The following is an 11,396-nucleotide window of genomic DNA, read 5'->3' on the forward strand; positions in this document are numbered from 1 at the left end:
GGTCGGTAGCCTCGTCCCGCTCTTCGTTCCCGCCGAATGTGCAAACTACTTCAGGGCTGCCGGATATGACCCGGATTAAACAGGACGCGCTCTAGATCGCCGAGGTCAGCCAGAATGCCTGCTTCCAAGACGCATGACGCCACATGCTCTGGTCACATCCGTAGCCATGGGCGAACATCATGGTCCGGCCGCTCGATCCTGCAATCCAGACGTTGTTGCGGCGATGCACGGACATGTGCATTTCGGCTCCAGTCGGTGGCTGTGAAAGCGCGGCATCTGGACTGCCAGCGTGCTTCCACCTCCTTTGCCTATAGCAAGATGCTCATCTGTGATAGAGCCACCCGCCTCTACTGTACGAAGCAACCGCCCTCGTGGCGAAGGGCTAAGATTCTATAACCTGCCAAGCGCTTTCGGGAAGCTGATGGACAGCACGAGGCCATCGTCCGTCCACTCACGATCAACTGTTCCGCCAAGCTGCTTCTCAACCAATGCTCCGAGAACCACACTTCCGAACCCTGGTGTCGTGCCAGCGGAGCCAGCCCCTCCACTCTCCCGCCAGATCAGATCCACGCCTCCCTCCGTGCTATCGCTCCAGGTAATAACAAGCCTTCCGCCCGGCTTCGATAGCGCTCCATGTACCGCGGCGTTGACAGCGAGCTCATGAAACACGAGGCCGAGCGGCTGCACTATCGTCGCTGGTACGGAGATCGAGGGGCCTTCCAGATGTACGCGTTGTCCGACGACCGGGTCGAGCTGGACGGAAATAGCGTCGCGCAGGGCGACATCCTGCCATCCTCTGTCCGCCAGCAGAACATGCGCACGCGACAACGCCTGAACCCGGTTCTGAACCGACGCGGCGTAGCGCGCCGCATCATCGGATCGGGTCAGACGAACGACACTCTCGACGACGGCGAGGACGTTCTTGGCTCTGTGGTCGACCTCCATGAGAAGGCGATGCTCGGACTCTTCGAGGCTCTGAATATTGCGAAACCGCGTCATGTCGATCTGAGACGCGAAGTAGTATGCGAGCATGCCGTCGTCGTCATAGATCGGACTTATGTGGAGCTCGTTCCAGAAGGCCGATCCATCCTTTCTGTAGTTGAGGATCTCGACGGTACACTCGCGTTCCTCTGCGACTGCGGCCCTTATCTCCGCGATCGAGGCGGGCAGCGTTCCCTTTCCCTGGAGGAAGCGGCAGTTTCTTCCCACGACCTCGTCGGCGGCGTAGCCGGTCAGCTTGAGGAAGGATTCGTTGGCAAGGACGATCGGATAGTCGGGCTGACGGGCATCGGATATGACCATCGGCATCCGTGTCCGCTCGAAAGCCGTCGCCGAAAGTTCCTTGTGATCGATCAGTCCTATCCGTGAAGCGGCCGCCGGCTCGTCGCCATGTATCAGTTTCGGCTCAGTCACTGCTGCCACCATCCCTTGTTCGCGTGTAACGACGTCGCGAGAAGAAGGTTGCATGTAATTCATCCCGGCACGGAATGCCGACCCTGGCGATCGGTGCGATGCGTTATCTTCAACAGACGACAGCCTTCCGGCACCAGATTTGCGTAACGACGCAGTAGGCCAGTCAAAGTCTGCCGACTGCAACTGTCCATACCGAGAACCACGCTGAGATGTCACCAGCTTCGTCGGGAACGATGGACGCAGCGCCAAGGTAGGCCGTCTTTCTGAATCGTCGGGGCCGGCTGCGCGTTCGATACGACCATTCAAAACGTACCGAAGGCGGGTCGGTTCGTAGAGCAGCACCCCTTTACCGCGGAAATATCCCGCGACGAGGCGGCACGTCCATGCCGCCATACTTTGCCTTATATTTGTTGAAGGTTGCATCCGAGATGCCGTGCTCGCGGCAGACATTGACTGTCCTCGCTCCCGCCTCCTGCTCCTTCAATATCCCGATGATCTGTTCTTCCGTAAACCTTGAACGCTTCATTCGTCCGTCTCCGGTTGTGACGGACCCTACCAAAATCTGGAGGAAGTTGAGTGACTCAGGTCAATTTCGGCGCCCCGCGGGCCAGTCGACGCTTGGCGAAGCGACTGTTGCATTGACAGTCATGCCAGCCGTGAACTACAGTCTGAGCGTCGAAAATGGCTGGCTTGGTCTGGGTAGGCCCAAGCCCTTTTCCCGCAATGGAGAAGTTCTGGTCCGCGCTCGTTGCGCGTGATCCCCCGGCAGTCCCTGCGCTCATATGCGCGTCGGGTCTGTTCGGTTGCCAGTCACGACGATGCTGCTCCAACAGGCCATTTTTGAAGGAGCAGTCCCATGTTCGTAATGGATCTATCGAAACCCGTTCTCGTTTACCTCGCCAACGGCGTGCAAGGCAGCGCCGTCGTACGTGCCACGCTCAAGCGCGGCTTTAAAGCTCGAGCGCTGGTGCGCGACAAGAGGCGTTTCGAGGCGTTGCAGGCGCTCGGAGTGGAGCTGGCGGAAGGCGATCTGTCCGATCAAGCCTCGCTGCGAGTGGCCAATCGGGGCGTCGGACATGTCGTGCTCCAGATTCCAACGGGATCGGAAGCGGATATGCGGGCACAAACCGAACATGCACTGGCGGCAGCGGCGATGGAAGGCGTCCAATCGCTCGTTCTCAAACTCGCCAGCGCCAGCCGGCCGACGCCCTGTTCGGAACCTAGCTTCGTCGCCAACGCGACGGTCGAGAATCTTGTCCGGCGATCGGGCATACCCTTCGCCATCGTCCGCCCGACCATGTATCTCGACAATCTGCTCAAGCCCTCGGCACGGGCGGATATCGTCGAACGTGGCGTGTTCGAGCCGCCGATCGCCGCGTCCCAGCGCATCGCCTGGACGTCTGCTGATGACTGCGCCGAGGCGGCGATGACGCTTCTTTCGAATGGCGTCAACGGTGGCGACCACGTCATCGCCGGGCCGGATAGCCTCACAGGCGACGAACTGGTGGCCCGCATAACGGCCGGGCTGGATCGTCCGGTCGTCTATCGCGCCAAGGCGATGGACGCATTCGAGCGCGAGGTCGATGCAGCGATGGGACCGGGCTTCGGCCGACGGGTGGCATCGAAATTCCGTTTCTTCGTCAAGCATCGCGATGAAGCGGATGCGATCCTCGCTGGGCCGTTCGCACGCAAGCCCGGACTGGACGGCTTCCACCCCGTCGATGTCGAGACATGGGTGCGAAGGCAGCGATCCGCGTTCCTCGGCGTCGATCAGTCAACGCAAGGCGGTTAACCGGGATAGGATCGAGAATGACGGTCGGTGAGATCTTGCTCCGGTATTCTCACTCGACTGGCTGACACCGGGGGCGTGCGCGACGTGTCGAAGCTCAGATATTTCGTGACCACGAGCGTCTGAATGAGCGCGACCATCGGGACTTTGCCGCCTGACAATCGCGGCTATGGATCAAGAGAGAAATTTCTCCTTACCTCCTGCACATCCCGTAGATCAGTTTTGAATGCCGTTTGAGATGGAGACGATCTTGGAGAAGAAGGCAATTTCATTCTTCTCGTTGTCTTTGTGTGGATCAGTGGCGCGATGGCACGCGCGCGTGCCGCTGCGCGTTAGGTCGCCCGTACCGGCGCCAAACTGGTGGCGACAAAGCCGATACCGTTCGCGCGGCTGGCGATGGCGAAAACGTCAGCGGCACCTTTACCGGAACGATCCAGCGCTCCAGCGGCAAGTTCGCCATCGTCGAGAAGAGCCACAAGTTCCCCCGGTTCCGTTGCGGCCGGCGATCGACCGGCAGCTTGGTAGGATGTCAGGCAACGTCCAGGGCGGATCGGTGTCGTGGCAAACGAGGCGGCGTAGGAAAGTGTGGCTGTAGGCTACCGGCTCGCGACAATAGTGGCCCGGCGAGTCGCCAAAGGCGCGGCGGAACATCGTGATGAAGTTGCTGGGGGCGGCATATCCGAGGGCGTCGAAGACCATGCCGACGGGATCCTCTCGGGCCAGCGTTTCGAGGGCATGGATCAAACGCGCCTGCTGTCGCCATTGGGCAAAGCTCAAGCCCGTCTCGGCCAGAATGAGACGTCGCAGCGTGCGCGACGACATTGCCGCCCATGTCGCTCATTCGTCGAGCGTTCGCTCGTTCTCGGGACGGGCGAGGATCGCATTGGTGATGGCACCAGCCGGATCGGATGGCATCGGCAAATGCAACCGCTCTTGCGGTGCCTACACGATCTCGTCGAGCAGAACGGCGCCGACGCGATCCTGGTCCGGTTGCAGAGTGACCGTGGTGTTCCATGTGACAGCCCTGCGAACCAGCGCGCCATCAATCCCCGATGCCGATCACAGGCGCGCGTCAGGCAGATTGCGTCCGGCGTCCGGGCTATGAAGACGCTGGGCGTGTCGCGAACAATTTCGGAACACACGATTATCCCCTGAGCATCTTCATTTTCATAATGTATGAACCTTTTACAATCCGAAGAGGCGCGCAAGCAAATCGTTTTGATCATTGACGGTCCAATCGCCGGCGAAGCCAAAGCCTCTCCTCAACCACAGCATCGCCTCGAAACCCGCGTTAATTCGCCGCGCCGTGCCGTAGGATTGGAAGCCGTCAGGCTTTGGCATGTTCTCCTTCACCCGGAAATGGTCACTTTCGATGACTTGCTGGAGGTGCTTGGTGACGTCGTGGACGGCATCCTGATGGAGAAGCTCTTCATCAATCGACGCTTGATCGCCGAGGGAAAAAGTATTGGCACCATCTGTGCCGATCTTTCATGGCGATAACACGGGCTCTTCTTTGAGCATTTTGTGGAAGAACCGCTTGGCGGCGTCGAGATCGCGCTTGGCGGTTAACAGGAAATCCACCGGATTGCCGTGTTGATCGATGGCGCGGCACGGGTAGCGCGATTTGCCGCGGATCTTCACATAAGTTTCGGCAATCCGGACCGAGCCGCAATGCGGCCGGCGAGACTGGCGCAGCCGTTTTTCGATCATCGGCGCATAAGCCGGTACCCAGCGGTTGACTGTGCTATGATCAACCTCGAAGCCCCGCTCGCGAGAAATTTCTTACAGGTCACTATAGCTTTGCGGGTAGCTCAAGTACCAGGCGACCGCCTGTACAATCAGCCAGGCCTCGAAATGCATGCCTTTGAAGTCATCCTTCGACTGGCGCTTCAGCTTTTCGGCAATGGCATTGAGAATCATCGCTACGCTCAACAAGTTTCGGAACGGAATTTCTCTTCCGATGGTCAACATAGAGTAAGTGAAAAAAATTTGCGACAGGTCCGTCCGTCTCGCTCTGCGACGATAGCCCAGAATGTTTTGGTACGTGAGGCTAACAGCCTTGTTCAAGCTCTCACGCGGGATCAGCCTGTCGTGGAAAGCAGGCCTCTGCGCTCATCTGCTCGGAGCCGAGGAGAGTGGAGATGAACGGCAGCGGAGACACGATCTGGGTTTGCAAGGTGACGTGAGAGAACCCCGGCAGTTCGTCGCAGGCAACGTCGTCTGAAAGCGAAATCATCTGATTGGTGAGCGAGATCCCCCAACCTCCAGCCTCGCTTTTGGCAAAGGCCACGGTGAGGTCTGGCTTATAGACGCCAGCCGTTGCGCAACCGTCGGCGCGGATACCCATGCAACGAGCAACGGTCATTGCTGTCTTATCAAGCGCGGTCTGGGTCCAAAGGACACGGCCGACCTCAACCGTCCCCAACAACAGCAGCATCAGCGGCCAGAAGACGATAGCGAATTCCACGGCTGTTGCGCCGCTGCGATCCTTGATGAAGCGGTAGGTCATGGGACTACTGCAGCACGGCAAGTGTTTGGATACGGATACCTTCGTTGCCGAAGAGACCAGCGGCGGGAAGGAGTGGCTTGTAGGGCTGCGTCAGTTCGAACGAAACATAGCGTGCCGACAGACTCTTGTCGGGGCACGCCGTGGCGCAGGGCACCTTGCTCCCCCACTGGACAGTGCCGCCGCTCTGTGTCGGGCACCGGCATTCGTCAACGGCGGACGCAGAGCCTTTCGGGGTCATTCGGCCATCGACGGATGTGTAGGTTCGGCCGCCATTGAAACTGATGGCCAACTGGGAATGTTCGGACTGACCTCCGCGCGCGACACGCAGCATGGTCGCAAACGTAGAGACGGTCGTGTCGGCGGTCGCCGCCGTTACCGCTGCGCCCGAAATCAGCGCGCGGTTGACAGCAGCGGAAACCGCTTCGTTGGCCTGCATTCGCGTCATCGTCGCCAGGCCGATCTCCGCCGTGCCTGCAAAGAGCAGCAGGAAGACAGGCGCGATCAGCGCGAATTCGACGGCAGAGGCGCCGCTGCGGCTTTTACGAAATCTGCGCAGATAGGCTTCAAAGCATCGGATCATGTCAACGAACCAGTTTGACGGAGTTCTTGGAGCCCGTGGCGCCAAGGAGCTTCTTGCATTTCGTGGCCGCAGACGTGCCTCCAGCAACGGTGATGGAACTGCCGATTATCGTGAGGCAATCACTGGCGGTACCGGATGCCGACGCCCCGCCATCCATGCGGATTGGACCATTCGGGAAATAGAAGGCGCCGGCGATGATACCGCCGCTGGCACCCCCGGTAAGGGTTGCGCCCGCCTTGACCTTGGCAGGACCCAGCACGGCAAGCTGGGCATAGGTACCGGATGTCGGGGAGACCAGCACCATGTCGTTATATCCCGCAGAAGCACAGAAAACCGTTCCGTCGCAAGCGCCTCCCGACATGCGTTCCTTGCCGGAAAGCATTAGTGTGACGTTATTCGCCAGAAGGCTCGTCGTGCGGCCGTTGCAGGTGGAAGAACCCCCGCTGCTCTGGCCGAGCGCGAGATAGCCGTCGATCAGGTAGACACCGGCGCCGAGTTCCAGTGCGCCTTGTACGTTTACGGAGCCGTTGATCTCGTGGCTGGCAATGGCAGGCAGAGCCAGGCAGGTGCCGCCTCCGGTTTCGATACGACCTGCAATCTCGAAGGTCGCGGCCGAACCCTTTGCGCCGGCAAGGATCAGCGACCCGCTCTGCACGTCGATCGCTCGGCCTGTCTGTGACATGCCGAAACGGTAGCTGTTCCGGTCGCCGCCTCCGAGCCGCGCGTCGAGCCCACCGCTGACCAGAATGCCCGCAGGAAGCTCGAAGACGGAGGGGCCGGCAAAGCTCATGATGCCGTTATTGCCACCGCATATGCTGAAGCCGCAGGGGCCCTTGCCCACTTGGAAACTTCCAGCACCGAAGCGCGCTTCGCTGCCGCCCATGGTGATGCCAGCGGAAACGACGTAGGTGCCAGCGGGGAAGCGGTAGTTGCCGCCACCCTGGCTCTTGATGCTCGTAAAATTATAGTTCGCGGCACCCTTTCGCGCGATGTCGCGGTTGAGGTCGAATTCGAGCAGCAGGCTGCTCTCTATCAGAAGGTTGCCGAAGGTGAACGTATCGCGCGATGCGTCGCAGGTGACCGTCCACGTGTTGTTGTCGAAGGCGGCGGTGCATCCCTGTCCCGCAAGAGCGGTGGCCAGCGCCTCGCGCTTGGTACGGTCCCAAGGGTTGAAGTCGAGGTCGCTGCCGCGAACGGCGCCCGGCGATGCTGGCCCTTTGAGGTTCGCGGTATCCTTTACGCTGGCATAGGCTGCGAGCACGCCCTTGTGGCTTTCCAGCGGGTCCGCCGTCGCCGCCTTTACAATCGGCGCAGGGCTCTTGTCAGCTTTCTGAATGCTTCGGCACCATTCTGGCTGCTCAGGGGCGGAAGCCGAATTGTATAGCGCCTGCTTCGTGACGATTGAGGTACCGCACGGCGAAGTAATGGTCGCGTTCGAGGCGATGGTGCATTCCGGCGCACTCAGCGTCGTGCCACCGGACATGGTTATGCCGGTGCTGGCGGGGTCGAGTGCGATGATGCAGGCAGCCTCTTCGGTTCCGCTGCCGATTTCGGCGAGAGAGGTCGTCTGGATGGTTACGTCGAGAGCGCCGACGACCGTTGCGAGATAGATGGGCTGTGGCGACGACACGACGACGGACACGGCTTTCGCCGCAGCGTTGCGCGGCGAGGTGACGATGCTGACAGTAACGTTTCCCGTAGGTATGCCGTGGAGTTCCGCAATGCTCTTGGCGCTCGCCTGCATTGCCACTTCACTCGTTGCCTTACCATAAGCGAGCGCGCCGGCATAAGAGGCGACATCCGTAACCCGCTGCTGCTCGATCTCCTTCGTCAGGAAATAACTATATTCCGTTGCGAGCGCCGCAAAGCCGATCATAATCGGCAATATGATGGCCGCGATAATCGCGACTCCGCCATTTTCGTCGTTCAATGTACTGGACACGGACGTCCTACTGTCAGTTTGAAAATTGATGAATAACAAAGCGATGCTGCTCACACTTTGCAAGTCCACCGTTGCCACTGACGATGATCCGATTGTACTAATATTCTCCTAAGTCTAGGGGTGTGCTGCACATAATTCGTTCGTTTTGTAGGATTGCGTACGCGGCGAGATCCGTCTCGGCGTACCCATACGCGGAAGGCCGCGGAATTTGGTTTCGCGCGGACGCACGGGCTAAAGTATGTTTACAGGGTGTCGTCTGCTTCATCGGGATTGCTGAAGCTGAACTCGGCGATGGCAGCGGCGTGGGTGGGGACTTGAAGGGCAAGTTCTTCAGGAGCGCCCTACGGCCACGACTCCATGGAGCGGAAGTGTCCCGCCTTCAAATGCTCGAGCGCGCGGTAAAGTCTCATGCCCAAACCATAACTGATATTTCTTATTTAGAATATCTCAATCTATTTGGTTGTCACATTTACGCAAGCTACGAGGACGACAAGGCAGCGCCTGTGGATTTTGGCGCGATTTTGATATTGTGGCCCTCACATGAAAGCGGGTCTGAGGGGAAGCGGTATGATCGGCGGGCCTCCTGAATTTGGAAACAGGGAGGCAGGGCCGTCGCCTCGACCTTCGAAATAGGGGCGGCGGCTTCTATCCATGCATCTTTGGAATCTAGGTTCCTTTTCGAATGCCTGATAACAGCTGCTCAAGCTCGCTATTGGCTCCCGCCGCGAGAACAAGGTTATCGGCCACTTCGATGATAGCTCTGAGGACTTCGACAGCTGACCAGCCCGGTTGGACGGCATTCTCCACCAAGTCCTACAAAGGCCTCTCAACGGACATTTGACAGAGAATGCGTCGGTTCTCGTCGCTGCCCGTGGCAGCTCGCTCCCGAAATATGATCACGCGACAGAGGTAGGCACTGCCAAAATGAATGACGTCGATCCACTGGCTTGGCTGACAAAGAGCTTATTCGAATGGCCAACGGATGGCTCGCCCAGGATATCGAGGCTCTTGTACCATGGAACTTCAATCCAGACGTCGGCCGCAAACCGCTTACGGTCATCTCCATATTCGAGCAGCCGTCACCCAGCTCTATGCTGTCACCCGCGCCGTCCGCCAGTAGTCAGGAACACAAACCGGCCTCTTCCACAACGTGGCGTGTTGGTCGCGCTCACCAGTGACGAGACGCCCAGGTGTCAGATCAGCTCAGTCGGACTTTTTTGTCACGCCTGCCGGCATGGTCGTACTAGCCTACAACACGCGTTTAAAGACTTCGTTAGCGGCGTTTCTTATACGCAGCTGACGGACGATGGTATGGAGCAGATGCTCTCAAGCGCTTGCCACTCAACTGACGTGCGGAACAACTTCCTCGTCAGTGTTTCGACGACAAAGAACTCATCGCTGGCATCAAAGCAAAATCTTCTCGGTAACACTGAACCAGTTACTGACAATCAAGGGACCGCTGCTGGTTGTGACGCATCGAACACTGCCGCTTGCAGCTCCGTGACGAGGATCAATCGGAGAAAGAAATCAGCAAATAGTAAATTGATTGAGCAGTACTGAGTTGTATTTTGACGTCTTTGGACAAGAATGTTCATATTTTTCATGAGCGAAAGATGCTGTGAAGTGGCGGATGACGAAAGCCCAGTCATATTAGCAAGTTCACCTACCGAAACGTCGTTTTTTAGCATAATCTTAATCATTTGCAACCGGGATTGATTTGCCACAATTGAAAGTAAGTTTGCTGCGCGTGCGGCCTGACAGGCATTCATCGAACATCCTCCATCTTTAGTGTCAACGTGCCAGCCTCGGTCGGACCAGCACTGCATCTCCTGTCCGAACGCCCGTAAACGGGTCCCTCGGTTCATAGGTGGTCTAATTATCATATAATTAACTTTGTGTTTTAGAGTCGATTAAAAAGATGGCCTGAGCAAACTTCTGCTGCAGAAAACAGATCTTCCAAACATTTGGTGGAGTTGACTTTACAGGGGGTAAGCGTCGGGGAAACTTCGCAGGTTCAGTTTGCCGCTTGCTTGATCTCTTCGGTCTTCATTGTAGGTATCATAGATCGCCTTGATCCTGCGCAGAGCCAAGACCACCTCGGCATTCTGCTTGAGAATGTCCTCGATCATGCCGCCACCTTCAATCGTCGGCGGCTAACCGCTTACGATCGTCTCAACGACAGGGAAGTGGCGCGACTGGTGAAGCGGGCCGCGATGGCTGCGGTTGTACGATTCCACTATCCCACGTCCGTATGTCAGCGAGGAGACTTTGAAGGTCGTCGATTCCATTTTCGGTCAGACCCTTCGTGCCATCTTCAGTGCCATAGCGCACATAAACCAATTCGCCCTCGGCGATAGTGTCCAATACCAATCGTCACTGAGCCTGACTCTCAGGATTCCCAAAAGCCGACGAATCTGAATCGATGGCGCAAACAGGAGGTTTGCGATGGGTTCAGCGATTTCGTTGCGGTCAGATTTCGACGGGGCCAGTTTACGGGATCAGACAGGGAATACGAACGCATCCGGCGCGAGGGAACCACGATAACCCACATAGGCACCCAAGCCACCAGACGTCATCATTAAAAATGCGATCATTGCCTTGAGAGTCCGCAAGGTAGCCCCTGTCGAGAAATCACAATGGTTACAAATTTTAAGTAGCGTCAGGTTCTTTTGTCCATCTAGCATCGTGGATGGTCCAGTGGCGTGCGAGAATGAGGATCGGGATTGCGATCGTGAATACCACCGCCAGACGCTCCCGTGCCGTCATTGCATTCAACAGTTTCGAAATCGCACTCTGACGCGCGACGGACAGCGACTCGGAGCTTTGCCCCTATTATGTAAATAGAAGCAGGGAGAATGAACACGCTCAACGGTATCAAAAGCATGTATGTTGCATCATCGCGGAGCAACCCGCTTATCGAGAGCCATATTAGAACGAACCCGCTGATGATAGTGATCGCTTCATTCAGCCGGAGTGCCTTAACAGCGCTTATCATGTCGATCTCCTGCATTGCTGATACGTAGTATGTGTAGCTGCTGTTATAAAGTAAGCGTCCGGCGAGCAGATTTGTAAGCGGCAAGCTGAGGCCGTTCAGCTCGCGTAGTTCCAGGGCATGAGTGCATCGAGATCGCTGCTTGGCCAGCCGTTGGCGATGCGCTCGAGG

At 57.8% G+C, this 11,396-nt stretch carries 8 protein-coding genes and 5 pseudogenes; 2 read left to right on the forward strand and 11 right to left on the reverse strand.

All coding sequences use genetic code 11. The features are described from left to right. Positions 1-390 precede the first annotated feature (390 nt). Positions 391-1,425: a PAS domain-containing protein gene (locus C8J33_RS26085; protein WP_132665867.1), complete on the reverse strand. Its 1,035-nt coding sequence runs from the start codon at positions 1,423-1,425 to the stop codon at positions 391-393. Between the two features lie 364 nt (positions 1,426-1,789). Continuing rightward, positions 1,790-1,939: pseudogene (locus tag C8J33_RS26090) on the reverse strand (transposase); the annotation flags it as partial. A 330-nt stretch (positions 1,940-2,269) separates the two neighbouring features. On the opposite strand from C8J33_RS26090, the gene C8J33_RS26095 reads away from it, so the two are divergent. Together C8J33_RS26095 and C8J33_RS26100 are read left to right on the forward strand one after the other, a co-directional pair. Beyond that, positions 2,270-3,205, forward strand: a complete 936-nt coding sequence (locus C8J33_RS26095) for an SDR family oxidoreductase (protein ID WP_245507300.1) — start codon at positions 2,270-2,272, stop codon at positions 3,203-3,205. Positions 3,206-3,538: 333 nt separating this feature from the next. Then, positions 3,539-3,797: pseudogene (locus C8J33_RS26100) on the forward strand (DUF3363 domain-containing protein); the annotation flags it as partial. 71 nt (positions 3,798-3,868) lie between these two features. On the opposite strand, the pseudogene C8J33_RS28025 reads toward C8J33_RS26100, so the two are convergent. The 9 genes and pseudogenes from C8J33_RS28025 to C8J33_RS27425 form a co-directional block, all read right to left on the reverse strand. Next, a pseudogene (locus C8J33_RS28025) lies at positions 3,869-4,024 on the reverse strand (helix-turn-helix domain-containing protein); the annotation flags it as partial. Between the two features lie 363 nt (positions 4,025-4,387). Then, positions 4,388-5,122 (reverse strand): annotated as a pseudogene (locus C8J33_RS26110) (IS6 family transposase). 151 nt (positions 5,123-5,273) lie between these two features. Further along, entirely contained in the window at positions 5,274-5,711 is a 438-nt protein-coding gene (locus tag C8J33_RS26115; RefSeq protein WP_132450045.1) for a TadE/TadG family type IV pilus assembly protein, read from the reverse strand. Positions 5,712-5,715: 4 nt separating this feature from the next. Beyond that, on the reverse strand, positions 5,716-6,291 hold the full coding sequence (locus C8J33_RS26120) for a TadE/TadG family type IV pilus assembly protein (protein ID WP_132450047.1): 576 nt from the start codon (positions 6,289-6,291) through the stop codon (positions 5,716-5,718). 1 nt (position 6,292) lies between these two features. Next, a complete protein-coding gene (locus C8J33_RS26125) occupies positions 6,293-8,233 on the reverse strand; it encodes a pilus assembly protein TadG-related protein (protein ID WP_132665868.1) in 1,941 nt (646 codons plus the stop codon). Positions 8,234-9,681: 1,448 nt separating this feature from the next. Then, complete coding sequence (locus tag C8J33_RS26130; RefSeq protein WP_165910836.1) at positions 9,682-10,002, reverse strand: ArsR/SmtB family transcription factor; 321 nt, start codon at positions 10,000-10,002, stop codon at positions 9,682-9,684. A gap of 210 nt (positions 10,003-10,212) precedes the next feature. Then, entirely contained in the window at positions 10,213-10,362 is a 150-nt protein-coding gene (locus tag C8J33_RS27250) for a hypothetical protein (protein ID WP_165906883.1), read from the reverse strand. Positions 10,363-10,405: 43 nt separating this feature from the next. Then, positions 10,406-10,594 (reverse strand): annotated as a pseudogene (locus C8J33_RS27730) (hypothetical protein); the annotation flags it as partial. A 316-nt stretch (positions 10,595-10,910) separates the two neighbouring features. Then, positions 10,911-11,396: hypothetical protein (locus tag C8J33_RS27425; RefSeq protein ID WP_207904069.1), on the reverse strand; the 486-nt coding region annotated here is incomplete at its 5' end.

It is taken from the genome of Rhizobium sp. PP-CC-3G-465 (assembly GCF_004343445.1).
Classification (GTDB): domain Bacteria; phylum Pseudomonadota; class Alphaproteobacteria; order Rhizobiales; family Rhizobiaceae; genus Ferranicluibacter; species Ferranicluibacter rubi.